We start from the raw sequence: 24,417 nt of genomic DNA on the forward strand, positions 1-24,417 counted from the left end.
GAAATGACCAGCGAGACCACCGGCACCCCCGGCGCCGTCCTGGCGGACACCGCCCCCGGCGACGGCGGCCGCCCGCTCGTCGAGCTGCGCGGCGCCGGCAAGACCTACGGCAACATCCGCGCCCTGCACGGGGTCGACCTGGCCGTCCACCCCGGCCGGGTGACCTGCGTGCTCGGCGACAACGGCGCCGGCAAGTCCACCCTCATCAAGATCATCTCCGGGCTGCACCGGCACACCGAGGGCGTCCTCCTCGTCGACGGTGAGCCGGTGCGCTTCGCCACGCCGCGCGACGCCCTGGCCCGGGGCATCGCCACCGTCTACCAGGACCTCGCCACCGTGCCCCTGATGCCGGTGTGGCGGAACTTCTTCCTCGGCTCCGAGCTGACCAGGGGGCCCTGGCCCGTCCGCCGCCTCGACATCGCCCGGATGAAGAGGACCGCGGACGAGGAACTGCGCACCATGGGCATCGTCCTGGACGACCTGGAACAGCCCGTCGGCACCCTCTCCGGCGGCCAGCGCCAGTGCGTCGCCATCGCCCGGGCCGTCCACTTCGGCGCCCGCGTCCTCATCCTCGACGAGCCCACCGCCGCACTCGGCGTCAAGCAGTCCGGAGTGGTGCTCAAGTACATCGCCGCCGCCCGCGAACGCGGCCTCGGCGTCGTCCTCATCACCCACAACCCGCACCACGCCTACCTGGTCGGCGACCACTTCAGCGTGCTGCGCCTGGGTACTCTCGAACTCAGCGCCGCACGCGCCGGCATCAGCCTCGAGGAACTCACCAACCACATGGCCGGCGGCGCCGAACTCGCCGCACTCAAGCACGAACTGGCGCAGGCCGGAGGGGTCGACACGGCGGCGCTCCCGGAGGCTCCCGCGTCCGGCGGCGCGGCGCCCGCGACCGGCGCGTCCGGCACCGCCGAAGGGAAGGCCTGACATGCCCGCTGCCCTGGACCGCATCCGCGTCGGCTCGGCCCCCGACTCCTGGGGCGTCTGGTTCCCCGACGACCCGCGGCAGGTGCCCTGGGAACGCTTCCTGGACGAGGTCACCGAGGCTGGCTACGAGTGGATCGAACTGGGACCCTACGGCTACCTGCCCACCGACCCGGCCCGGCTCACCGACGAGGTCACCCGGCGCGGCCTGAGGGTCTCCGCGGGCACGATCTTCTGCGGGCTGCACCGCGGTCCCGCCGAGTGGGACGCCACCTGGGAGCAGGTCGGCCGCGTCGCCGCCCTCACCCGGGCCGTGGGCGGCACCCATCTCGTCGTCATCCCGTCCTTCTGGCGCGACGACAGGACCGCCGAGATCCTCGAGCCGCCGGAGCTGACCGGCGAGCAGTGGACGCACCTGACCGAGGGCATGGAACGCCTCGGCCGCGAGGTCGGGGAGACCTACGGCCTGGACGTCGTCGTCCACCCGCACGCCGACACCCACATCGACAGCGAGGAGCACGTCGAGCGCTTCCTCGACTCCACCGACTCCGACCTGGTCGGCCTCTGCCTGGACACCGGCCACTACGCCTACTGCGGCGGCGACAGCGTCAAGCTGATCGAGACCTACGGCGAGCGCATCGGCTACCTCCACCTCAAGCAGGTCGACCCGGAGGTCCTCGCCGAGGTGCGAGCGAACGGCGTGCCCTTCGGCCCGGCCGTCCAGCGCGGGGTGATGTGCGAACCGCCGGCCGGCGTCCCCGAGCTGGGCCCGGTGCTCACGGCGGCCCAGCGCCTGGGCGTGGACCTGTTCGCCATCGTCGAGCAGGACATGTACCCCTGCGCGCCGGACAAGCCGCTGCCTGTCGCGGTCCGCACCCGCAGGTTCCTGCGCTCCTGCGGAGCCTGAGGCCCGGTCCGCCCCTGCGGTTCGGCGCGCCGTCGCCGGGACGAAGCGCTAGCGTGCAAGGCACGACCGTTCGCCCCGTTCCGGGAGGTTTCCATGGCCTCGCGCCTCAATCCGTACCTCAGCTTCGACGGCGACGCCCGTCAGGCGATGGAGTTCTACGAGCAGGTCTTCGGCGGGTCGCTCTCGCTGAACACCTTCGGAGCGTTCGGCGACGCCGACGCCCCGGAGGCCGACAAGATCATGCACGGCACGCTGGAGACGCCCGGCGGCTTCACCCTGATGGGCGCCGACACGCCGCCCGGCATGGCGTACAGCCCCGGCAACACCTTCTCGGTGAGCCTCAGCGGCGACGACGAGGCCGAGCTGCGCGGCTACTGGGAGAAGCTCTCCGCCGGCGGCACCGTGGCCGTGCCGCTGGAGAAGCAGATGTGGGGCGACGTCTTCGGCATGTGCACGGACCGGTTCGGCATCCCCTGGATGGTCAACATCAGCGGAAGCCGGGGCTGACCGTCGCCCGGGGGCGGACCGGCCGTGCGCGGGTGCGGGGGCGCCCTCAGGGCCGCCGCACCTCGGCGACGGTCACGGGGCGGTGCTCGCGCAGCGACAGCGTGCACGCCTCGGCGATCCAGCCCGCCTCCAGCGCGTCCCCGATCGTGCAGGGGGAGGGGCGTGTCCCCGCCACGACCTCGGTGAACGCGGTGAGCTCCGCGCGGTAGGCGGCGGCGAAGCGGTCCATGAAGAAGTCGTGCGGGACACCGGCCGGGAAGGTGGCGCCGGGTTCGACCGAGCGCAGCGGCAGCTGGTCGTCCAGGCCGACGGCGATGGAGTCGGCGAAGCCGTGGATCTCCATCCGCACGTCGTAACCGCGCGCGTTGTGACGGCTGTTGGAGACGACGGCGATCGTGCCGTCGTCCAGGGTGAGGACGGCGCCGGTGGTGTCCGCGTCGCCCGCCTCCCGGATGAAGCCGGCACCCCGGTTGCCGCCGACGGCGTACACCTCGGTCACCTCACGGCCCGTCACCCAGCGGATGATGTCGAAGTCGTGCACGGCGCAGTCCCGGAAGATGCCACCCGAGGCGGCGATGTACGCGGCCGGCGGCGGGGCCGGGTCCAGCGTGGTCGACCGCACGGTGTGCAGCGTGCCCAGCTCACCGCCGCGCACGGCCGCCCGCGCCGCGGCGAACCCGGCGTCGAAGCGGCGGTTGTAGCCGATCTGCACCGGCACGTCACGGCCCGCGACCGCCTTGAGCACCTCGACGCCCTCCGCCACGGTGCGGGCGACGGGCTTCTCGCAGAAGACGGGCACGCCGGCCTCGACGGCGGCCAGGATCAGGCCCGGGTGGGCGTCGGTGGCGGCGGCGATCACCACCCCGTCCACCCCGGCCGCCAGTACCGCCTCGGGCGAGGCGGCCACCTCGGCACCGAACCGCTCGGCGGCGGCCCGCGCCGCGTCCGCGAACGGGTCGGCGACGACGAGCGAGCCGACGGCGTCGAGTCCGGAGAGGGTCGCGGCGTGGAAGGCGCCGATGCGGCCGAGGCCGAGGATTGCGATGCGCATGGTTCCGCTGCTCCTTGTGTCTGGTTGCCCTCGTGCGTACGCCGCGGTCGCCGGAGCCCGCCGGGCAGGTCCGGCTCCCGCTCGCCGGCCCCGGCGTCACTCCTCGGCGTGCACCTCGACCCAGGCCCGGCGCTCGGCCGACCGGGCCATCGCGTCCAGTACGGCCGCGCTGCGCACCGCGTCCGGCAGCGTCGCGCCGTGGGGCGTGCCCTCCGCCACCGAGCGCAGGAAGCGGTGGGCCTCCACCACCTTGAGGTCGTCGTAGCCCATGGCGTTCGCGGCCCCCGGCTGGAAGGCGGCGAACTCGCCGTGCGCCGGACCGACGTGGACGGTGCCGACCGGCTGGTCCTGGTACAGCGTGCCCCGGGCGACACCCAGTTCGTTCATGCGGCGGAAGTCCCAGAACACCGCGCCCCGAGTGCCGTGCACCTCGAACCCGTAGTTGTTCTGCTCGCCGACCGAGACCCGGCACGCCTCCAGGACACCGCGGGCGCCGGAGGCGAAGCGCAGCAGGCAGCCGGCGTAGTCCTCGTTCTCCACCGGGCCCGACTCGCCGCCCGGGGCGCGCGCGTGACCGGCGGTTGCGGCGGCCGGGCGGGGCCGCTCCGGCAGGAAGACCGCCGTGTCGGCGGACAGGGACGCGATGTCGCCCAGCAGGAACCGGGCCAGGTCCGCGCCGTGCGAGGCCAGATCGCCGAGCACCCCGCTGCCGCCCCGCTCCCGCTCGTAGCGCCAGGTCAGCGCGCCCTCGGGATGCGCCGCGTAGTCGCTGAACAGGCGGAAGCGGGCATGGGTGACGGCGCCGATCTCCCCGGACGCGATCAGCTCACGGGCGGCCTCGACCGCGGGCGCGTTGCGGTAGTTGAAGCCGACGGCGCCCTGCACGCCGGCCGCGCCCACGGCGGCCGCCACCGCGCGGGCGTCCGCGACGGTGAGGCCCACCGGCTTCTCGATCCAGATGTGCTTGCCGGCCCCGGCCATCGCCACGCCGATCTCCCGGTGCAGGAAGTTCGGCGCGGTGATGCTGACCGCCCCGACGCGCGGGTCGGCGGCCACCTCCCGCCAGTCGCGGGTGGCCGAGGCGAACCCGAACTGCGCGGCGGCCTCCTCGGCCCTGCCCGGCACCTCGTCGGCGACGGTGATCAGCTCAGGACGCAGCGGCAGCAGCGGATAGTGGTGGCGGACGCGGGCGTACGCCCGGGCGTGCACCCGGCCCATCCAGCCGAAACCGACGACGGCGACACCGAGCGCGTCCACCATGCGAGCCCCTCGAGGACCGGTCCGTGATCTGACGAGGCCCACCCTGTGCGGAGCCCTGGCATCATGTCAACCTTTTGACAGGACAAAGGTGCGCGGCGGGAGCGGTCCCGCCCGGCGGGACTACCCGAGGTCGACCGCGTACGCCTTGCGCAGCGTCTCGTGCACCGTCCACGTCGTCAGGTCGCCCTCGCGCAGGACGGCCGGGTCGCCGGGCCCGACCCTCAGCGTCGGGCCGCCCTCCACCTCGATGGTGGCCGAGCCGCTCAGCACGACGAACAGCTCGTCCGCCTCGGTGTCGGTGACGACGCCGGGGGTGATCTGCCAGATGCCGCGGGCCTGGCGGCCGTCCGCCGACTCCCGGACCACCTTGCCGGTGACCTCGGGGCTGCCGGACACGATCTGCTCGGGGGAGAGGGGCTCGGGTACGAGCTCGGCGTCGGGGACGTGGACAACGAAGCTGTGGGTCATGCGGCGACGCCAGTCGGGACGGGCGGGGCCGCGGGGGCGAGGTTCGCGCTGACCGCCTGCGGCGTCTTCCTGCTCAGCGTCCACATGCCGCTGGCGCTCACCTTCGTGGCGGTCTTCCTCACCGGAGTGTTCCTCAACAGCGCCCAGACCACGATCTACGCGACCGTCTCCATCGGCTCCGCCCCCGCCGACCGCGCCACCGCGATCGGCTGGACGTCCGGCATGGGCCGCTTCGGCGCCGTCTTCGGCCCGTGGCTGGGCGGCCAGTTGCTCGCCGCGGACAAGGGCGACTGGGGCTTCACCGCCTTCGCGCTCGCCGGTGTCTCGTCCATGGTCTTCATCGGCGTCGCGGCCCTGCGCACGAGGCCGGCCGGGGACGGCGCGGGACAGAAGCTGGTCACCGCGCACTGACCGCGTCCGGCGACGCGGGGGTACGCACGCGCGGGCGTGCCAGGGGAGCCGGGCCGGTCAGGGTGACGTGAGGCCGCGGGCGTCCAGTTCGTCCCCGCACTCCTCGGGCACCATGGTCACCGTCAAGGTCTGGACGGCCTGCTGCGCAGGGGACGCGGACGGTGCCGGCCACGCCTCCGCCTCCTCGCGCTCCCGGCGCCCCTCGCCGACACGGTCGGCGATCTCCGCGCAGTCGACGGCGTGGCTCGCCGTCGGAGCCGGATCCTCGCCGGGGGACCCGGGCCCGTCCGCGTACGGATCGGCGCCGAGGGCGGCGGTGGCGGCGAGGCCGGCCAGGCACAGCCCCGCCCAGACCGCGACGATCCGCCGGTGGCCGTTCACGGGCCGGCCGTCCCGCCGGCGCCCGCACGCACGGGTGGGGCCGTTCTCGCGCCGCACACGATGCTCAACCCGGTTTCCTCCGCCGCGTCACCGGTGCCGTACCGCCGGGGCCGCAGATTACCGTCCCCGGCGGGACAGCCAGGCGGCGGTCAGGGAGCCGGAGACGTTGTGCCAGACGGAGAAGACCGCGGCCGGCAGCGCCGCCAGCGGACTGAAGTGGGCGGTGGCCAGGGAGGCCGCCAGGCCGGAGTTCTGCATGCCGACCTCGAAGGCCATGGCCCGGCTTGCCGGTTCACCGAGCCGGCCGAGGCGCCCCGCGCCGTAGCCCAGCGCCAGCCCGAGGCCGTTGTGCAGCACGACGGCGAGGAACACCATCGCCGCCGCCGACTTGATGGCGTCGGCACTGCCCGCGACGACCACGGCCACGATCACGGAGATCGTCAGCGCGGACAGCCACGGCAGCGCGGTCAGCGCCCGTCGCACGTACCGGCCCGCCACGAGCCGTACGACGACGCCCGCGAGGATCGGCAGCAGGACCGTCTTGAGGATGTCCGTCACCATGGACCCGGCGTTGACCGGGAGGTACTCGCCGGCCAGCAGCAGCGTCAGCGGCGGGGTGACCAGCGGGGCGACGAGCGTGGAGACGGTGGCGACGGAGACCGAGAGGGCGACGTCGCCCCGGGCCAGGTAGGTCACCACGTTGGAGGCCGTGCCGCTGGGCGCGCAGCCCACCAGGATCACGCCGGCGGCGAGCTGCGGCGAGAGGCCGAGCAGGTGGGCGATCGCCCAGCCGAGCCCCGGCATGATGACGTAGTGCGCCACCAGCCCGAGGGCCACCGCCCAGGGGCGCTTGGCGACCCCGCGGAAGTCCTCCGGGGTCATGGTGACGCCCATGCAGAACATCACCACGCCCAGCAGGTACGGCACCGCCTCGCCCCACCCGGTGAAACTCCCCGGGAGCAGCAGGCCGACGGCGCCGGCCGCGAGGACGAGAAGGGGGAAGACGGTGACGGCCCGGCGGGCGGAGCGGTCGCCGGTGACGTCGTCGCTGATGTGTTCGGGTCGTTCGGTACGCACCGTGCGAGGTAACGCCCGCCGGCGGCGGGACGCAACGCCGTCTCGCGATGTGATCATCGGGGCGGCCCGGGCCGCCGGCCGCGCCCCCTCCGGCGGATGGGGTAGGGTTGACCTGCGTGATCACACGGAAACCGCTCACCCGCGGCCCGTGGGACGCACACCGGGACGTGGCGCAGCTTGGTAGCGCACTTGACTGGGGGTCAAGGGGTCGCAGGTTCAAATCCTGTCGTCCCGACGGTGACGAAGGGTCTTCGCGAGCAACGGCTCGCGAAGGCCCTTTAGCGTGTCCGCCCCGCACGCGGCCGACCACGGCGTGGACACCCCCTTGACGCACCCGGGACACAGGCCGACACTTCCCTGGTAATCCTAGTGAACAGGTAGGGAATCATGGGGAGCATCGAGCCGGTCACCGCCGACGCGGACCGCCGCACGCCGGGACCGTCGCCCCTGCTCACCTCCCGCCGTCACATCGACCTCCTCCGCGTCCGCAGCGCCATCACCTCACCGCGCTGAGCCGTCCGGCACCGGCCGCCCGCGCTCCCGCACGCGTCCCGTGCGGCCGGGTGCCCGCGCACGGCCCGCCCGCCGCCGCCTCCGCCGCGCGTGTCCCACGCGCCCGCACCCGAGGAGCACCATGACCGTCACCCGCCTCGCCCCCGCGCCGGCCTTCCGGGGGCGCATCGGCCGCGACCCGCGCAGCGGCCACTACGCCGTGCCGCGCCGCTACCGCCTCCACCTGTCGCCCGGCCACGACGACTGTCTGCGCATCGCCGTCGTGCACGGCCTCCTCGGACTCGACGACGTGTGTCCGGTGACCCTCCTCGACCCCGTTCCCGACGGTGCCGACGGCGGCCACCCCGCGCTGCGGTCGCTGTACGAGGCGAGCGCGCACCACTACCGGGGACCGGCCGTCGCGCCGGTGCTCAGCGACGACTGGTCGGGCCGCATCGTGAGCACGCACGCGCCCGACATCATGCGCGACCTCGCCCGGTACTTCGCCTCCGCGGGCCCCGAGCTGTACCCGGACGGCCAGGACGCGGCGATCGAGGCCGTGGAGCTGCTCTGCGCCCGAGCGGAGGACCCCGCGGCGCTGGACTCGCTGGAGCAGCGGCTCGCCGGCCACCCCTACGTCCTGGGGGAGCGGCTCACCGCGGCCGACGTCGAGGTGTGGGTGGCCATGTCCCGGCTCGGCGCCGCCCACCGCACGGACCGCCACCCCGCCCTGTGGTCCCACGTGCGGCGCCTGAGCGCGCACCCGGCCTTCGCGCACCGCGTCGGAGACCGTCCCGTCTGACGGGACGGCGTTGACACGAGCACGGCCAACTGCCTTACTTACGGACCAAGAACGGTCATGAGCGTCAGTGACAAGCCCTGGCTGGCTGACCGGCAACCCTCGCTCCGCGGTGGGGTGCCCCAGGTGACGACCGGACCGGATGCACTTCGGTAAGCGCGAGGCCCGCAGGGCCGGAACAGTGACGATGACGGACATGTACGCAGCTCCCAGGACGGCGGACCGCCGCCCCCAGGGCCCTGTACGCCCGTACCCGAGCCCGCTCGTCGCCGACCGTGCCGTCGATCTGCTCCGCGTCAGCAGCGCACTGTGTACCGACCGCGGCCGCGGCCGCCGCCAGGGCTGACCTCCCTCCTTCCGGACCTCAGCGCTCGCGGCGACCGCCCGGCCCCTACTTCGCCGCCAACCCGGGCGTCGCCTATCACGTCACACGGACGGCGAAGACCCCCGGCGCCACGCGCAGCGCGGGCACCTACTCGGGAGCCGGCGCCTCCCTCCAGGGCCTGATCGCGGCCACCGCCAAGAAGGACAGCGGGCTCGCCGAACCGATCGCGGACGCCATCAACCACCTGATCGACAACGGCCAGTACGCGAAGTGGCTGGCCGTCTGGAACCTCTCCAGCGAGGCCGTCGAGTCGGCCGAGGTCAATCCGCCCGGCCTCCCCCTCGACAACAACTGACGACCCGTCATCATAACGTCCCCCCGCCGGTCCGTCCGCAGGAGAGGAACCCGAACCCGTGACCCAGCCGACCGGCCTACGCGTCGACACGGCCCCTGCCGCCCTCGCCCCGCACCCCCTGGACAACGCCGTCTGGGCCGCCCTGACCGGCCCGCACGCCCCCTTCGCCGAACGCCTCGGCAGGGCCGCCCGCTACCCGTCGGACGTGGCCGTCTTCGCCGCCCTCGAGGACCCCGCCGATCCGGCCGCCTGGGCCGACCTGCACCGCCTCGTCGGCCCCGGCACGGCGGTCGCGGTGCCCGGCGCGCCCACCGTCCCCGCGGGTTGGCGGGCCTTCGGCGGCGTGCCCGGGGTGCAGTTCGTCGACACCGCGCTGCGCGCCGAGCCGGACCCCGGGGCCGTACGGCTCGGGCCCGCCGACGTCCCCGAGATCCTGGACCTGGTCGCCCGCACCCGGCCCGGCCCCTTCCTGCCCCGCACCGTTCTCCTCGGCACCTACCTCGGCATCCGGCACCGGGGCCGGCTGGTCGCCCTGGCGGGCGAGCGACTCCGGCTGCCCGGCTGGACCGAGATCAGCGCCGTGTGCACCGACCCGGCGCACCGCGGCCGGGGACTCGCCACCCGTCTGGTCCGCGCCGTCGCCGCGGGCATCCGCGAACGCGGCGACACCCCGTTTCTGCACGCCGCCGCGAGCAATACCCGGGCCATCGGGCTGTACGAGTCCATCGGCTCCACCCTGCGCCGCCACACCGAGTTCCGCGACGTGCGCACACCCGGCACGGCCGCCGCGCCGGGGAACCGGTGAACGGCCGCGCGCCCACGGCGACTCCGCCCGCCCGGCGGACGGAGTCGGGTCCGGCGCGTGCCCCGGCCCCCGCCCGCCCCCGCCCCCGGCCGCCCGGCGACCCGCGGCGCGTGGCCGGCGCGCTCCGCCACCCCCGGCCCGACGCGCTCCACCACCTCCGGCCCGACGCCCACCCCGCCCGCTCCCGGTGAGAACCCCGTTTCCCTCCGGACGACCAGGAAGGCAGACCACCCGTGTCCACCACTCCTCCCACCCCGCTGCACCTCGCCGTCGCCCTGGACGGCACCGGTTGGCGCCCCGCCTCCTGGCGCGAGCCGGTGGCCCGCCCCGCCGAGCTGTTCACGGCCGCCTACTGGGCCGGCCTCGTCGCCGAGGCCGAACGCGGCCTGCTCGACTTCGTGACCATCGAGGACGGCCTCGGCCCGCAGTCCTCCCGCCTCCTCGGCCCCGACGAGCGCACCGACCAGGTCCGCGGCCACCTCGACGCCGTCCTGATCGCCTCCCGCGTCGCGCCACTGACCCGGCACATCGGACTGGTGCCGACCGTGATCGCCACCCACACCGAGCCGTTCCACATCTCCAAGGCGATCGCCACGCTCGACTACGTCAGCACCGGCCGCGCCGGTCTGCGCGTGAAGATCTCCGCCCGCCCGACGAGGCCGCCCACTTCGGCCGCCGCACCGTCCCGCGCATCGAGAGCTACGAGAGCCCGGCCGCACGCGAGCTGGTCACCGAGCTGTTCGAGGAGGCCGCCGACCACGTCGAGGTGGTCCGCCGCCTCTGGGACAGCTGGGAGGACGACGCGGAGATCCGGGACGCGGCCACCGGCCGCTTCGTCGACCGGGACAAGCTGCACTACATCGACTTCCGGGGCCCCGCTTCAGCGTCAAGGGCCCCTCCATCACCCCCCGGCCTCCGCAGGGCCAGCCCCTGGTCACCGCCCTCGCCCACTGGACCGTGCCGTACCGGCTCGTCGCCCGGCAGGCCGACGTCGGCTACGTCACCCCGCATGACACCGGCCAGGCACGGGCGATCGTCGCCGAGATCCGCGCCGAACAGGCGGCGGCCGGACGGGCCGGCAAGCCGCTGCACGTCTTCGCCGACCTGGTCGTCCTCCTGGACGACGACCCGGCCGATGCCACCGCCCGCAGGGAGCGCCTCGACGCGGCGGCCGGGACGCCGTACACCGGCGACGCCCGCGTCTTCGCCGGAAGCCCCGCCCAACTCGCCGACCTACTCCAGGAATTCGCGACCACCGGGCTGACCGGGTTCCGGCTCCGCCCCGCCGTCCTCGGCCACGACCTGCCGGCGATCACCCGCGGTCTCGTCCCCGAGTTGCAGCGCCGCGGCGTCTTCCGCGAGGCGTACGAGGCGGACACCCTGCGCGGACTGCTCGGCCTCGACCGTCCCGCCAACCGCTACGCCGCCACCCCCACCGCGACCGCCTGAGCCGGGAGGACACCACCGTCATGACCAAGCCGCTGAAGCAGATACACCTGGCCGCGCACTTCCCCGGCGTCAACAACACCACCGTGTGGAGCGACCCCCGGGCCGGCAGCCACATCGAGTTCGCCTCCTTCGCCCACTTCGCACGGACCGCCGAACGGGCCAAGTTCGACTTCCTGTTCCTCGCCGAGGGCCTGCGCCTGCGCGAACAGGGCGGGCGGATCTACGACCTGGACGTCGTCGGCCGCCCCGACACCTTCACGGTCCTCGCCGCACTCGCCGCCGTCACCGACCGGCTCGGCCTGACCGGCACCATCAACTCCACCTTCAACGAGCCCTACGAGGTCGCCCGGCAGTTCGCGAGCCTGGACCACCTCTCCGGCGGCCGCGCCGCGTGGAACGTGGTCACCTCCTGGGACGCCTTCACCGGCGAGAACTTCCGCCGCGGGGGCTTCCTGCCGCAGGAGGAGCGCTACTCCCGCGCCCGCGAGTTCCTGGCCACGGCGAACGAACTCCTCGACTCCTGGCACGGGGACGAGGTCGTCGCCGACCCGGTCACCGGCACCTTCCTGAGCGACGCCAAGGCCGGAGCCTTCGCACACCGGGGACAGCACTTCGACATCCACGGCCGCTTCGACGTCCCGCGCTCCCCGCAGGGCCGCCCGGTCATCTTCCAGGCCGGGGACTCCGAGGAGGGACGCGAGTTCGCCGCCGCCGACGCGGACGCGATCTTCAGCCGGTACGCCACCCTGGAGGAGGGCCGGGCGTTCCACCGGGACGTCAAGAGCCGCCTCGCCAAGTACGGCCGCCGGCCCGGCGACCTGCTGATCCTGCCCGCCGCGACCTTCGTGCTCGGCGACACCGACGACGAGGCCGAGGAACGGGCGCGCGAGGTCCGCCGGCAGCAGGTCAGCGGGGCCACCGCCCTCAAGCACCTGGAGTTCGTCTGGAACCGGGACCTGTCCGCCTACGATCCGGACGGCCCGCTGCCCGACGTCGACCCGGACGTGTCCGAGGGGCACATCGCGCGCGGGCGGGCCCAGGTGCGGATGTACCGCGACCCGCTGGCCACCGCCCGGGAGTGGCGCGAACTGGCGGCGGCTCGCGGCTGGTCCATCCGCGACCTCGTCCTCCACACCGGCAACCGCCAGACCTTCGTCGGCTCCCCGGCCACCGTGGCCCGCACCATCAACGACTTCGTGCAGGCCGACGCCGCCGACGGCTTCATCCTCGTCCCGCACATCACCCCGGCCGGCCTGGATCAGTTCGCGGACGAGGTCGTCCCGCTGCTCCAGGAACAGGGCGCCTTCCGCACCGACTACGAGGGCACCACCCTGCGCGACCACCTCGGCCTCACCCACCCCGACACGCAGCTCGCCGACGAACGGGCGGCGTCCTGATTCACCGGCCGCCCCGATGACGGCGGTGCCGTGTCCGCCGCCCCCTCGCACGGCGGACACGGCACGGGCCGGGGACGTCACCCTCCCCCGAAGGCGACGTCCCCGGCCGTCCCCGGCGCCGGACTGTGGCCGGCCGTGGCCGGGTGCGGCGGATCCGTGCTGTCACCAGCACATGACCGCCGTCTCGCCCGCACCCCACGAGGAGTACAGGCGCACCCGGGCGGTATAGCGGCGGCCCTTGACGAGACGGGCCCTGATCATGGCGTTGCGGAGTGTTCCCCCGTCGTCGTGGCCGGCGAGGTAGCGGGGCTCCCCGTCGCGCTCCTCGAAGACCACGACGACGGCGTCGCTGTCGCCGAACGTGCCGACGGTGTACTCGCGGGTCTCCGGCGGGTCGAGGCGGAAGTCGGCCTGCTCGCCCGGTCCGAGGCCGAGCGGCACCGAACGGAACGGCACCAGCGGTCCCGGCCGGCCGGCGGGCGGGTACCAGCGCAGCGCGAACTCCTTGTCGGCGGCGGAGAGGGTGCCGGGCGGGTGCAGACCCGCGCGGTGGTGCTCCGGCTCCAGTATCAGCCCCGACGGGAACGGGTACTCCAACCACCTCTACGGCGCCTACACCCGCCTCGGCGCCGGAGACCGCGGCGCCCTGCCCTGGCTGGTGGACCTGCCCGCGGCCCAGCTCGCCTGACCGGACCTCAGGCGGCGCCGAACGCCGAGAACGCCCACCCCGTGGCCTGGTGCACCGCGTCGCCGGGCAGCGCGGCCCGCGCGTCGCGCAGCGACTCCGCCAGGGACAGACCGGCGTCCAGCCCCTTGTGCAGCGCGAGCATCAGCGGCACCACCGCGGCGTCGTTGACCGGCGCGCTGCACGCCACCACCCCGGCCGTGCCCAGCGGCAGCAGCGCGGTGACCAGCCCGAGCAGCTCGTCCGCGCCGACGGACGCGAAGCGGGCGGTGTCGCAGCAGGACAGGATGATCCGGTACGGGCTGCGGTCCAGGCGCTCCAGGTCGTGCACGATCAGGGGACCGTCGGCCATCCGCAGCGAGGAGAACAGCGGGCTGTCCGCACGGAACGTGCCGTGCGCGGCGATGTGCGCCAGCGCGGCCCCGTCCAGCTCCCGCAGCACCCGCGGCACCCGCGCCTCGTCCCCCTCCAGCACGACCGGAGCCCCCTGCCGGTCCCGGGCCCCCGGTCCACCGTCCCGCGCGTCGTCCGCTCCGGTGCCCGGCGACGGCGGGATGCCCGGCCCGGGGCTCCCGCCGCGCGCTCCGTGGTCCCGCATGGCGTCCGGTGACGGGGAGCGGCCCGCGAGTTCCGTGACCTCGGCACCGCCGGTCGCCAGTCCGGGGCCGCGTACCAGGATCCGGCGTCCGCCGGGCGGCGGTGCCGTCTCGCGGGCGCGCAGCCAGCTGCTCGCGGACGGCGACACGCTCAGCACCCGCTCCCGCAGCGCGGGGAGCAGCGCCCACGGCACCCGGTGCAGCCGCGCCGGCGGGACGACGACGACCGGGCCGGTGCCCAGGTGCGCCGCCGCCGGACCGAGCAGCAGCTCCTGCAGCCGCGCCCCCGCGGCCTCCACCACCGGCAGCCGCGCCTCCGCCCCCGGATGGGCCAGCCGCCGCAGCCCCGCCTGGACGTGCTCGGCCTCCCGCTCCGCCGCGGCCAGCAGGCCCGCCTCGAACCGCCGCACCCGCCCCTGCCCGCACAGCAGCACGTGCACCCGCCCGTCGAGCACGGCCAGCTCCACCAGCCGTACGCCGTCGCCGAGCCGCCGCAGCAGCCGGTCGGCCTCGAACCGGTCCCCGTCCCCGGACGCCTCGCCCCGCATGTGCAGGGTGCGGGAGCGGATCTCCCGTTCCAGGCGCCGCTGTTCGCGCTCCAGCGCGGGAACGGGCCGGCCGCCGTCCAGCCGGGCCTCCTCCGCACGGGCGGCGATCTCCCGGAACGCCGTCATGCCGCTCAGCAGCGCCGGGTCGGTCGGCGGCCGGGTGGGCGGCGCCGACAGCACGGTCGCCCGCCACCGCTCGCTCCACACCAGCAGCCGACGCGGTCCGCCCGAGACCAGGCTCGCCCGCTGAGCCATCGCCGCCAGCTCCGCGCCCTGCGCGGTGGCCCGGGCCCGCAGCTCCGAGGCGCCCAGTGTCATCCGGTGGTCGTCCAGGACGTCCAGCCCACGCCGGCAGGCCTCGAGCACGCCCCGCGTCGAACCCGCCGCCCGGGCCCGCAGCGCCTGCGCCGCCCAGCCCGTCATCCGCGCCAGCGGCGGCCCACCGTGGCGGCTGCGCGCGGCGACCGCCAGATGCCGTTCGGCGTCGGCCGTCCAGCCCAGGTCCAGTGCGATCCGGCCGGCCAGCAGCGACGCCTCCGGCGCGGCCGGCGCCCCGAACGCGGCCAGCCGTTCCGCCACCGCCGCCGCGTCCGCGACCAGCCGGCCCGACCCGCGCCCCGCCGCCACCCGTGCCTCGGTCAGCACCAGCCGGGCGTGCGTCTCGTACCAGGTACGCCGCTGCGCGGCGAACAGCCGTACCGCGACGGCCGCGCGCGCGATCGCGGTCCGCGGGTCGTCCGCCAGCCGGGCCGCCCGCGCGGCGACCAGCAGCAGCTCCGCCTTGCGCGTGGACTGCCCGCCGATGCAGTCCAGCGCGGCGACCGCCCCGTCCGCCTCGGCCAGCGCCTCCCGGGCCAGCCCCGCCGCCAGCAGCACCTCGCAGCGCCGGATGGTCAGCATGAACGTCGGCGTGCCCAGCTTGGCGTACCGCTCCTCCGCCTCGTCCAGCAGCCGCAGGGCCGCCGGCACGTCACCCGACCGGTACGCCGCGAGCCCGCGGCTCTCCACCGCGTCGGCCTTGTCGTGCTCCTGGCCGGTCGTGTCCCAGAGCGCCTCCGCCGCCGCGAAGTCCGCCTCCGCCCGCTCCACCGCGCCCAGCGCCAGGTGCACGGTCGCCCGCAGCGTCAGCGCCCGTGCCGTCCAGATCACGTCGTCCGCCTGCCGCAGCACCGGGACCGCCCGGCGCACGTCCTCCAGCGCTTCGCCGTGCCGGCCCAGCACCCACCACACGTACGCCCGCCGGAACAGCACCCGCGCCCTGGTGTGCCCGGTGCCCCGTGCCACGCCTTGCTCGAACGCCGCCAGCCCGTCCCGGGTGCGCCCGGCGTGCACCAGCGCCACCCCGAGCGTGGCCAGCACGTCGGCCTCCCGCTCGGCCGAGTCCGCCCGGGCCGCGAGGTCGCGGGCGCGCCGCAGATGGGCCAGCGCCCGCCGCAGGTCGCCGAAGTCCCGCTGCCAGATGCCGATCACCTGGTGGGCGACGGAGGCGTGCAGCGGCGACGGATCGGCGTCGAGCACCTCTCCCGCCCGCTCCACGGCCTCGTTGGGGGCGGCGAACACCATCGGCAGCAGTTGGAGAACCGAGTCGTTTCCCGCTGTCACCCCACGGATGGTAGTGCTCCGCAACCACGTCCCACAGGTTCGAGTCTGTATCAATCACCCACCCCGGGACTCCGATTGACGACAGCCGGCGACCGCGAACGGCCACCGGCGACCGTCGCCCGACAGCCGCCTCAGTGGAGGACCCGCATGGCACCACAGCGATTCCGTGAGCAGTTCGACCAGATCCAGCGCTCGATGCCCGGCGTCCCGCTGGCGATGGGCCCGGACGACTCCGCCGAGTTCTTCTACGAGAAGGGCGTCGTCCTCGCCCGCGACGGCGAGGAGGCCCGCCTGGTCGAGGACACCGTGCGCGAGCACTTCACCACGTTCGCCGGCCTCGCCCCGGACCACGTACGCCGGGCGAGTCCCGAGACCAACCGCACGGGCATCACCCGCATCCAGGTCGGCGACCCCGGACAGGGCGGCCCGGACGGCGATCCCGGAGTGGCGGGCGCGCTGCGCTCCCTCAGGACGGTGGAGGGCCGCGCGGGCCGCCGCCTGATCAGCCGCAACCACGTCGTCTCCATCGCCGTCAACGCCTGCCCCGGCGACGAACCCGTGCCCGCCGCGGCGGGCGAGCCCCCGAACCCGGCCCCGGCCGCGACGGAGTACGACGCGGGCACGGCCGTCGGCGTCCTCGTCGTCGACACCGGGCTCATGCACGACTACCGCTCCTCCCCGCTGCTGGCCCACACCGAGGGCGACGCCCAGGCCCGGGAGTGCGACGACGACGGCGTCCTCCAGCAGTACGTCGGCCACGGCACGTTCATCGCCGGCCTGCTCGCCGCCGTCGCCCCCAACACCGACGTGACCGTGCGCGGCACCCTCAACGACGCCGGTGCGATCCTGGAGTCCGAGTTCGGCGAGAAGCTGTTCGAGGCCGTCGACCGGGGCGGCTGGCCCGACATCCTCAGCCTCTCCGCCGGCACCTCCAACGGCCGCACCGACGGCCTGCTCGGCCTCCAGGCCTTCATGGAGGAACTCCGTGACCAGGGCACCCTGCTGGTCGCCGCCGCCGGCAACAACGCCAGCGCCACGCCCTTCTGGCCCGCCGCCTACGCCGACCTGCCCGGCTGGGAGAACGCGGTCCTCTCTGTCGGCGCACTGCGCGCCGACGGCGAGTTCGGCGCCTGCTTCAGCAACCACGGCGGCTGGGTCAAGGCGTACGCCCCCGGCGAGCGCCTCACCAGCGCCCTCACCGGTTTCCGCACGCCCGTGCCGTACGTCTATCAGCACTCCACCTACGACGCCTGCCGGTTCGGCTTCGGCTACACCTGTACCTGCCAGTACCCCCGGCACAACGGGATCCTCAGCGAGCCGGGGGGAGCCCCTGCCAAGCCGGACCAGGTGATGTTCGAGGGGCACGCGCAGTGGAGCGGCACCTCCTTCGCGACCCCCGTGGCCGCCGGCCTGGTCGCCGCCCACATGACGGCGCACAAGGAGAGCGACCCCCGTGCGGCCCGCAAGCAACTGCTCGCCGCCGTGACCGAGTTCGCCGAGGTACGCGGCGCGCACGTACCGGCGCTGCTGCCGCCCACCTGGCGTCCGGCCTCCGTCGAACCGCCGGCCGCGGGGGCGTGAGCGGTGTGACGGCGAGCGGAACGGCCCCCTGCGCGGCGTACGATGACGTGTCGTACACGAGGGGTGGGGCCGTGGACCGTGCAGATGTCGGGGCGCTCGTCCGGTCGGCCGCCGACGGGGACGCGGCGGCCTGGAAGTCACTGGTGGACGGGCTGGGACCGCTCGTGTGGTCCGTCGTACGGGCACACGGCCTGTCCGACGCCGACGCGCACGAGGTCTACCAGACCGCCTGGTTCAGGTTCGCCCAGCACCTGGGGCGGATCCGGGAACCGGAGAAGACCGGTTCGTGGCTGGCGAGCACGGCACGCCACGAGTGCCTGAAGCTGCTCAAGGCGTCGAAGCGCTGGACGCCGACCGACGACCCGCAGCTGCTCGACCGGCCGAGCGAGGACCGTACGCCGGAGGAGTCGGTGCTCGACTCCGAGGCGGCCGCCGCGCAGACCGAGCGCGTGCGCCGGCTGTGGCAGGAGTTCGAGGAACTGGGGGAACGCTGCCGCCAGTTGCTGAGGGTGCTGATCTCCTCGCCACCGCCCAGTTATCAGGAGGTGTCCGCCGCGCTGGGAATCGCGGTGGGCAGCATCGGGCCGACGCGCCAGCGCTGTCTGCGCCGGCTGCGGGCCCGGCTCGAGGCACGGGGGACGACATGAGCGACCTGTACGACGGCCACGACGACTCCGAGGACGGACCGCCCGGCGGGACGCCCGGCGACGACGGTCCGGACACCGGCCCGCTGGAGGAGGAACTGCGGCAGGCCGCCGCCATCCTGGACCCGGTGCCGGCCGGGCTGCGGCAGGTCGCCGTCGACGCCTACGCGCTGCACGACCTGGAGGCGCGCGTCGCCGAGCTGACGTTCGACTCGCTGACCGACGCCGTCCCGGTGCGCGGGGAGCCGGACCCGCCGCGCATGCTGACCTTCCGCGCGGACGACGTGATCGTCGACGTGGAGGTGACCTCCGACGGCCTGTTCGGACAGGTGATCCCGCCGGGCCCGGCCCGGATCGAGGTGCTCGGCGGCCCGCTGGCCCACGCCCGGCTGACGGCGGACGACATGGGGCGCTTCACCGGCGACGCCCCGCCCACCGGCCCGTTCGCCCTGCGGCTGCGGACCGGCGGCGAGGTGGTCGTCACGGAGTGGCTGCGCGCCTGACCGCCGGCGCCCGCGCGGGCGCTCCCGGGCCGGTGGGCGGGTGATCAGCCCGACACTGCGTCGACGAGCGCCGCCAGCGACGACGCGAGGCGGGACAGTCCTGGGCCGGCCGGGCCGCCCGGCTCGGTCATGTAGGTGTCCCGGCGGATCTCCACCATCAGCGCGCCGACCTCGCCCCGCTTCCCGTAGAACTCCAGCGGCACGTACGTCCCGCTGAACGGGCTGTCGAGCCCGGTCTCCCCGCAGGGCGCGAACGCCCGCCGGGCGGCGGCGAGCAGCGCGGGCGGCGTGTGGAACCCGTCGGTGCCCAGGCAGACCGGCGGGCGCGGACCCTCGCCGTGCAGCTCGTAGGGCAGCGGCTCGGTGGGGTAGGAGTGCACGTCGACGATCACGGCCCGCCCGGTGGCGGCGAGCCGGTCGGCGACCGCCTCGGTCATGGCCCGCGCGTACGGCCGGAAGTACCGCTCCAGCAGGGGCTCGGGGTCGACGCCGTCGGCCCGCAGCACCTCCCGGTGCGAGGTCCGCGTGTACACGGCGCCCATCCCGACGGCCGTCATCTCCTCCCGCTCGTCCGGGAACCGCTCCGGGTCGACCACCAGCCGCGAGGCCCGGTTCACGAACCGCCAGGGCGTGACGCCGGCCAGCCCGGCGGCGGCCTCGGCGATCTCGGCCGTGTGCGAGTCGGTGATGTGGTCGAGCTCCCGCTCCAGTGCCGCGTCGTCGAGGACGATGCCGGGCCGGACGTCGGCCGGTATCTCCCGCGAGGAGTGCGGCACGTGCAGGATCACGGGGGAGTGCGCGGCGCCGGGCAGCAGCTCGAAGGTCCGCGGGGCGTCGGTCATGGGACTGCTCCAGAAGTGTGGTCGTGGGGGCGGGGAGGGGAAGGCGGGCGCGAAGAGACGGGCACCCCGCCTCCGACGTGCGGAGACGGGGTGCCCGGGAGCCCCGTGGGGCCGGCGAGGATCAGGCGAGGGACGCCAGCGCCTCGTTCCAGGTGGCCGACGGACGCATGATCGCGGCGGCCTTGGCCGGGTCGGGCTGGTAGTAGCCGCCGATCTCGGCCGGCTTGCCCTGTACGGCGTTCAGCTCGTCCACGATCTTCTGCTCGTTGGCGGCGAGGGTCTCGGCGAGCGGGGCGAAGGCCTTGGCCAGGTCCGCGTCGTCGGTCTGCCCGGCCAGCTCCTGCGCCCAGTACAGGGACAGGTAGAAGTGGCTGCCGCGGTTGTCGATGCCGCCGACGCGACGGGTCGGCGACTTGTCCTCGTTGAGGAAGGTCGCCGTGGCGCGGTCGAGGGTGTCGGCGAGGACCTTGGCGCTGCCGTTGCCGGTGGCCGCCGCGTACTGCTCCAGGGACGGCACCAGGGCGAAGAACTCACCGAGGGAGTCCCAGCGCAGGTAGTTCTCCTTGACCAGCTGCTGGACGTGCTTCGGCGCGGAACCGCCGGCGCCCGTCTCGAACAGGCCGCCGCCCGCCATCAGCGGGACGACCGAGAGCATCTTGGCGCTGGTACCCAGCTCCAGGATCGGGAAGAGGTCGGTCAGGTAGTCGCGCAGCACGTTGCCGGTGACGGAGATGGTGTTCTCACCGCGGCGGATGCGCTCCACCGACAGCTTGGTCGCCTCGACGGGGGAGAGGATCCTGATGTCCAGACCCTCGGTGTCGTGCTCCGGCAGGTACGCCTTGACCTTGGCGATCAGGTTGGCGTCGTGGGCGCGGCCCTCGTCCAGCCAGAAGACGGCCGGGTCGCCGGTGGCGCGGGCGCGGGTGACGGCCAGCTTCACCCAGTCGCGGATCGGGGCGTCCTTGGTCTGGCAGGCGCGGAAGATGTCGCCGGCGGAGACCGTCTGCTCCAGGACGGCGTTGCCGTCGGCGTCGACCAGGCGGACCGTGCCCGTGGTGGGGATCTCGAAGGTCTTGTCGTGGCTGCCGTACTCCTCGGCCTTCTGCGCCATGAGGCCGACGTTCGGGACGGAGCCCATCGTCGACGGGTCGTAGGCGCCGTTGGCGCGGCAGTCCTCGATGACGGCCTGGTACACGCCGGCGTAGGAGGAGTCCGGGATGACGGCGAGCGCGTCGTGCTCCTGGCCGTCCGCGCCCCACATGTGGCCGGAGGTGCGGATCATGGCCGGCATGGAGGCGTCGATGATGACGTCCGACGGCACGTGCAGGTTGGTGATGCCCTTGTCGGAGTCGACCATCGCCAGCTCCGGGCCCTCGGCGAGCTCGGCGTCGAAGGAGGCCTTGATCTCGGCGCCCTCGGGCAGGGCCTCCAGGCCCTTGTAGATGCCGCCCAGGCCGTCGTTCGGGGTGAGGCCGGCCTTGGCGAGCGCCTCGCCGTACTGCGCGAACGTCTTCGGGAAGAAGGCGCGGACCACGTGGCCGAAGATGATCGGGTCGGAGACCTTCATCATCGTGGCCTTCAGGTGCACCGAGTACAGGATGCCCTCGGACTTGGCGCGCGCGACCTGCGCCGTCAGGAACTCGCGCAGCGCGGCGACGCGCAGCACGGAGGCGTCGACGACCTCGTCCTTCTTCACCGGCACGGACTCGCGCAGCACCGTGGTGGTGCCGTCGTCGCCGACCAGCTCGATCCGCAGCGTGCCGTCCTCGGCGATCACCACGGACTTCTCGGTGGAGCGGAAGTCGTTCTCGCCCATGGTCGCGACGTTGGTCCTGGACTCGGGGGTCCAGGCGCCCATGCGGTGCGGGTGGGTCTTGGCGTAGTTCTTCACCGAGGCCGGGGCACGGCGGTCGGAGTTGCCCTCGCGCAGGACCGGGTTGACCGCGGAGCCCTTGACCTTGTCGTACCGGGCGCGGATCTCGCGCTCCTCGTCGGTCTTCGGGTCGTCCGGGTAGGCCGGCAGCGCGTAGCCCTGGCCCTGCAGCTCGGCGATGGCGGCCTTGAGCTGCGGGATGGACGCCGAGATGTTCGGCAGCTTGATGATGTTCGCCGCGGGCGTCTTGGCCAGCTCGCCGAGCTCGGCGAGGGCGTCCGGGATGCGCTGGTCCTCGGCGAGGTACTCCGGGAACAGGGCGATGATCCGGCCGGCCAGCGAGATGTCCCGGGTCTCCACGGAGACACCTGCCTGCGAGGCGTACGCCCGGATCACCGGCAGGAAGGAATACGTCGCCAGGGCCGGGGCCTCGTCAGTGTGTGTGTAGATGATGGTCGAGTCAGTCACCGGGTGCTCCGCTCCACGTCTGCAACATTGCTCGACATCAAGATATCTCGTGTCCGACCTCGGCTCGACAGGGGTCGCGCGGAGATTCCGGCCAACCGGCCGCGCGACCCCCGCCGAGCGGGTGACGGTCACGCGAACGGCACGGCGTCCTCGCCCGACCGCTGCTGCGGAATGACCACGGTCCCCTGCTGGAGCGCGACCGTCCGGGCGGGCGCCGGGATGCGGATGCCCTCCTCGCGGTAGCGCCGGTGCAGGCGCTTGATGAACTCGTGCTTGATCCGGTACTGGTCGCTGAACTCGCCGACGCCCAGGATCACGGTGAACCCGATCCGCGAGTCGCCGAAGGTGTGGAAGCGCACCGCCGGCTCGTGCTCCGGCACCGCCCCGGTGATCTCCGTCATCACCTCGGCGACGACCTCGATCGTGACCCGCTCCACATGCTCCAGGTCGCTGTCGTAGGCGACACCGGCCTGCACCAGGATGGTCAGCTTCTGCTCGGGGCGCATGAAGTTGGTCATGTTCGTCTTGGCGAGCTGCCCGTTGGGGATCACGACCAGGTTGTTGGAGAGCGCGCGGACGGTGGTCTGCCGCCAGTTGATGTCCTCGACGTAGCCCTCCTCCCCGCTGCTGAGCCTGATGTAGTCGCCCGGCTGCACGGTCTTCGAGGCGAGGATGTGGATGCCCGCGAACAGGTTCGCGAGCGTGTCCTGCAACGCCAGGGCGACCGCCAGACCGCCCACGCCCAGGGCGGTGAGCATCGGCGCGATGGAGATGCCCAGCGTCTGCAGCACCACCAGGAAGCCGATCGCCAGCACCAGGACCCGGGTGATGTTCACGAAGATCGTGGCGGACCCGGCCACCCCGGAACGGGACGTCGTCACCGTCCGGACCAGCCCGGCGATCACACGGGCCGCCGACACCGTCACCACGAAGATCAGGAGGACCGTGAGCACCTGGTTGACGTGGTGCTGCACCGTCCGGGTGAGCGGCAGCGCCGCCGCCGCGCCCGCCGCGCCGCCCGCGACCGCCGCCCACGGCACCACCGAGCGCAGCGCGTCCACGACCACGTCGTCGCCGCCCCAGCGGGTGCGCTCCGCGTGCCGCCCCAGCCAGCGCAGCAGCATGCGCAGCAGGAACGCCCCCAGCAGACCGGCGGCCAGCGCGATGCCCGCGGGCACCAGATGGTCCATGGTGAGGTCGTCCGTCATCGGCCGCCTCCCAGGGGCGCGGCAGCGGCGGAGCCGCTCGCGGACGGGCGGATGTGCTTACTCGTCACCTGTCACCTGCTTGCTTCCGTGATGTGCGATCGCACCGGCCCGCAAGGGAGTTCGACCGGCGCGAGGGCTCATCCTGCCGTATGCGGCACGGCCGTCCGAACCGGCGGTGGGCGTTCGGCCACCGCCCGGTCCGGTCCGGCCACCGGCGCCGTACCCCCGTTCTCAGAGCACCCCGGTCCGCACCAGCACCGCCAGTGTCAGCGCCCCCGGCAGCAGCGGCAGCCACACGGTGATGACGCGGAAGGCGAGCACCACCGCCGTGGCCACGGCCGCCGGGCCGCCCGCCGCGACCAGCGCCACGACCAGCGCGGCCTCCACCGAGCCGATGCCGCCCGGTGTGGGCACCAGGGCCACCGCGACCGTCGCCGCCAGATACGCCACCGCCATGTGCCCGGGCGGCACCGCGAGCCCCAGCGACCTGCCGACCAGGACCAGCACGGTCGCCTGCAACGCCGGGAAGGCCAGGGCACCGCCCCACAGCGCGAGCGCCCGCGCCGGGCGGGCGTGCACCGACCGGGCCTCACCGAGCGCGGTCCGCAGGAAGGAGACCACGGCCGTCCGCAGCCGCCGCACCAGCACCAGCGCGCCCGCCGCCACGGCCGGCACCGCTCCCGCCGCGACCAGCAGCGGACCGACGGCTTCCTCGGGCAGCAGCGTGCCCGGCCGCAGCGCGCCGGGGAACGCGAACAGCAGCCCGCCCAGCAGGGCCAGCCGGCCGGCGCTCTCCGCCAGCAGATACAGGGCGAGGGCGGCGGACGACCGGGCCAGGGGCAGCCCGCACACCGTCATGAACCGCAGGTTGACCGCGCTCGCGCCCAGCCCCGTCGGCAGCAGGTGGTTGGCCGCGCCCGCCGCGAACTGGGTGGCGAGCAGCCGCCGCCGCGGCAGCCGCTCCACCACGGCACCCTGCCGGGTGCAGGCGGCGGCCATCCAGGTCAGGCACGTCACGCCGGCCGCGGCCAGCAGCCAGGGTCCCTCGGCGGCGGAGAGCCGGCCGAAGCCGTCGGTGAGCACGGACCGGTGCCGTACCGCGACCACGGTGACCAGCAGCAGCGGAAGGACACAGACGAGCCGCCGGATCGGGCGGGCACGGCCGTCCCGCCGGATCCGGCCGTCCCGGCCGGTCCGGGCACGGCCGGGAAGGGGCGTCTCGGGGAGGCGTACCGCTGTCACAGCACAAGAGA

General features: G+C 74.3%; 20 protein-coding genes, 1 tRNA gene, 4 pseudogenes and 1 riboswitch. Of the genes and pseudogenes, 14 read left to right on the forward strand and 11 right to left on the reverse strand.

The window, feature by feature from the left end:
- Positions 1-3 precede the first annotated feature (3 nt).
- The 3 genes from AC0VYN_RS12915 (at position 4) to AC0VYN_RS12925 (ending at position 2,344) form a co-directional block, all read left to right on the forward strand.
- The gene (locus AC0VYN_RS12915) at positions 4-933 is read left to right on the forward strand and encodes an ATP-binding cassette domain-containing protein (RefSeq protein WP_451692669.1); all 930 of its coding nucleotides are present in this window, start codon (positions 4-6) and stop codon (positions 931-933) included.
- Between the two features lies 1 nt (position 934).
- Entirely contained in the window at positions 935-1,837 is a 903-nt protein-coding gene (locus AC0VYN_RS12920; protein WP_475536100.1) for a sugar phosphate isomerase/epimerase family protein, read from the forward strand.
- Positions 1,838-1,930: 93 nt separating this feature from the next.
- Complete coding sequence (locus AC0VYN_RS12925) at positions 1,931-2,344, forward strand: VOC family protein (RefSeq protein WP_475536101.1); 414 nt, start codon at positions 1,931-1,933, stop codon at positions 2,342-2,344.
- Between the two features lie 46 nt (positions 2,345-2,390).
- Here AC0VYN_RS12925 and AC0VYN_RS12930 read toward each other — a convergent pair whose 3' ends face one another.
- From AC0VYN_RS12930 to AC0VYN_RS12940, 3 genes are all read right to left on the reverse strand, one after another.
- Positions 2,391-3,395 carry a Gfo/Idh/MocA family protein gene (locus AC0VYN_RS12930; RefSeq protein WP_475536102.1) on the reverse strand — a complete coding sequence of 335 codons (1,005 nt, stop codon included), beginning with the start codon at positions 3,393-3,395 and terminating at the stop codon, positions 2,391-2,393.
- 96 nt (positions 3,396-3,491) lie between these two features.
- Positions 3,492-4,655: a Gfo/Idh/MocA family protein gene (locus AC0VYN_RS12935; protein WP_475536103.1), complete on the reverse strand. Its 1,164-nt coding sequence runs from the start codon at positions 4,653-4,655 to the stop codon at positions 3,492-3,494.
- Positions 4,656-4,775: 120 nt separating this feature from the next.
- Complete coding sequence (locus AC0VYN_RS12940; protein WP_475536104.1) at positions 4,776-5,123, reverse strand: cupin domain-containing protein; 348 nt, start codon at positions 5,121-5,123, stop codon at positions 4,776-4,778.
- Here AC0VYN_RS12940 and AC0VYN_RS12945 point away from each other — a divergent pair.
- The gene (locus AC0VYN_RS12945) at positions 5,115-5,534 is read left to right on the forward strand and encodes a hypothetical protein (RefSeq protein ID WP_475536105.1); all 420 of its coding nucleotides are present in this window, start codon (positions 5,115-5,117) and stop codon (positions 5,532-5,534) included. The genes AC0VYN_RS12940 and AC0VYN_RS12945 overlap by 9 nt on opposite strands.
- A gap of 57 nt (positions 5,535-5,591) precedes the next feature.
- On the opposite strand, the gene AC0VYN_RS12950 is transcribed toward AC0VYN_RS12945, so the two are convergent.
- Together AC0VYN_RS12950 and AC0VYN_RS12955 are read right to left on the reverse strand one after the other, a co-directional pair.
- The gene (locus tag AC0VYN_RS12950) at positions 5,592-5,915 is read right to left on the reverse strand and encodes a hypothetical protein (RefSeq protein ID WP_475536106.1); all 324 of its coding nucleotides are present in this window, start codon (positions 5,913-5,915) and stop codon (positions 5,592-5,594) included.
- A 117-nt stretch (positions 5,916-6,032) separates the two neighbouring features.
- On the reverse strand, positions 6,033-6,992 hold the full coding sequence (locus AC0VYN_RS12955) for a bile acid:sodium symporter family protein (protein ID WP_475536107.1): 960 nt from the start codon (positions 6,990-6,992) through the stop codon (positions 6,033-6,035).
- Positions 6,993-7,153: 161 nt separating this feature from the next.
- Here AC0VYN_RS12955 and AC0VYN_RS12960 point away from each other — a divergent pair.
- The 7 genes and pseudogenes from AC0VYN_RS12960 to AC0VYN_RS12990 all read left to right on the forward strand — a co-directional run.
- Positions 7,154-7,227: transfer RNA gene (locus tag AC0VYN_RS12960), tRNA-Pro, on the forward strand.
- A 152-nt stretch (positions 7,228-7,379) separates the two neighbouring features.
- Positions 7,380-7,505, forward strand: a complete 126-nt coding sequence (locus AC0VYN_RS12965; RefSeq protein WP_475536108.1) for a hypothetical protein — start codon at positions 7,380-7,382, stop codon at positions 7,503-7,505.
- A gap of 121 nt (positions 7,506-7,626) precedes the next feature.
- Positions 7,627-8,286: a glutathione S-transferase C-terminal domain-containing protein gene (locus tag AC0VYN_RS12970; RefSeq protein ID WP_475536109.1), complete on the forward strand. Its 660-nt coding sequence runs from the start codon at positions 7,627-7,629 to the stop codon at positions 8,284-8,286.
- A gap of 53 nt (positions 8,287-8,339) precedes the next feature.
- A riboswitch (SAM riboswitch) is annotated at positions 8,340-8,448 on the forward strand.
- Positions 8,449-8,675: 227 nt separating this feature from the next.
- A pseudogene (locus AC0VYN_RS12975) lies at positions 8,676-8,963 on the forward strand (ABC transporter substrate-binding protein); the annotation flags it as partial.
- 58 nt (positions 8,964-9,021) lie between these two features.
- Entirely contained in the window at positions 9,022-9,768 is a 747-nt protein-coding gene (locus tag AC0VYN_RS12980; protein ID WP_475536110.1) for a GNAT family N-acetyltransferase, read from the forward strand.
- Positions 9,769-10,001: 233 nt separating this feature from the next.
- Positions 10,002-11,217 (forward strand): annotated as a pseudogene (locus AC0VYN_RS12985) (LLM class flavin-dependent oxidoreductase).
- Positions 11,218-11,237: 20 nt separating this feature from the next.
- Positions 11,238-12,614 (forward strand): annotated as a pseudogene (locus AC0VYN_RS12990) (NtaA/DmoA family FMN-dependent monooxygenase); the annotation flags it as partial.
- A gap of 162 nt (positions 12,615-12,776) precedes the next feature.
- On the opposite strand, the pseudogene AC0VYN_RS12995 reads toward AC0VYN_RS12990, so the two are convergent.
- Positions 12,777-13,211: pseudogene (locus AC0VYN_RS12995) on the reverse strand (hypothetical protein); the annotation flags it as partial.
- Positions 13,212-13,309: 98 nt separating this feature from the next.
- Positions 13,310-16,006 carry a CHAT domain-containing protein gene (locus AC0VYN_RS13000; RefSeq protein WP_475536872.1) on the reverse strand — a complete coding sequence of 899 codons (2,697 nt, stop codon included), beginning with the start codon at positions 16,004-16,006 and terminating at the stop codon, positions 13,310-13,312.
- Positions 16,007-16,192: 186 nt separating this feature from the next.
- Between AC0VYN_RS13000 and AC0VYN_RS13005 the strand changes: the two genes are divergently transcribed.
- The 3 genes from AC0VYN_RS13005 to AC0VYN_RS13015 all read left to right on the forward strand — a co-directional run bounded on the left by AC0VYN_RS13005 (position 16,193) and on the right by AC0VYN_RS13015 (position 18,773).
- Positions 16,193-17,626: a S8/S53 family peptidase gene (locus tag AC0VYN_RS13005; protein ID WP_475536111.1), complete on the forward strand. Its 1,434-nt coding sequence runs from the start codon at positions 16,193-16,195 to the stop codon at positions 17,624-17,626.
- A gap of 71 nt (positions 17,627-17,697) precedes the next feature.
- Positions 17,698-18,273, forward strand: a complete 576-nt coding sequence (locus AC0VYN_RS13010) for an RNA polymerase sigma factor (RefSeq protein ID WP_475536112.1) — start codon at positions 17,698-17,700, stop codon at positions 18,271-18,273.
- A complete protein-coding gene (locus AC0VYN_RS13015; protein WP_475536113.1) occupies positions 18,270-18,773 on the forward strand; it encodes a hypothetical protein in 504 nt (167 codons plus the stop codon). Before AC0VYN_RS13010 ends, AC0VYN_RS13015 begins: the two co-directional genes overlap by 4 nt.
- A 44-nt stretch (positions 18,774-18,817) precedes the next feature.
- On the opposite strand, the gene AC0VYN_RS13020 is transcribed toward AC0VYN_RS13015, so the two are convergent.
- The 4 genes from AC0VYN_RS13020 to AC0VYN_RS13035 all read right to left on the reverse strand — a co-directional run bounded on the left by AC0VYN_RS13020 (position 18,818) and on the right by AC0VYN_RS13035 (position 24,406).
- Positions 18,818-19,615 carry an N-formylglutamate amidohydrolase gene (locus AC0VYN_RS13020; RefSeq protein WP_475536114.1) on the reverse strand — a complete coding sequence of 266 codons (798 nt, stop codon included), beginning with the start codon at positions 19,613-19,615 and terminating at the stop codon, positions 18,818-18,820.
- 121 nt (positions 19,616-19,736) lie between these two features.
- A complete protein-coding gene (locus AC0VYN_RS13025; RefSeq protein WP_385471153.1) occupies positions 19,737-21,956 on the reverse strand; it encodes an NADP-dependent isocitrate dehydrogenase in 2,220 nt (739 codons plus the stop codon).
- Between the two features lie 128 nt (positions 21,957-22,084).
- A complete protein-coding gene (locus AC0VYN_RS13030; RefSeq protein ID WP_385471155.1) occupies positions 22,085-23,164 on the reverse strand; it encodes a mechanosensitive ion channel family protein in 1,080 nt (359 codons plus the stop codon).
- Positions 23,165-23,395: 231 nt separating this feature from the next.
- On the reverse strand, positions 23,396-24,406 hold the full coding sequence (locus tag AC0VYN_RS13035) for a lysylphosphatidylglycerol synthase transmembrane domain-containing protein (protein WP_475536115.1): 1,011 nt from the start codon (positions 24,404-24,406) through the stop codon (positions 23,396-23,398).
- Between the last annotated feature and the right edge of the window lie 11 nt (positions 24,407-24,417).

It is taken from the genome of Streptomyces sp. 63XJN7_1_ISO-PGPR-S23-121 (assembly GCF_056173025.1).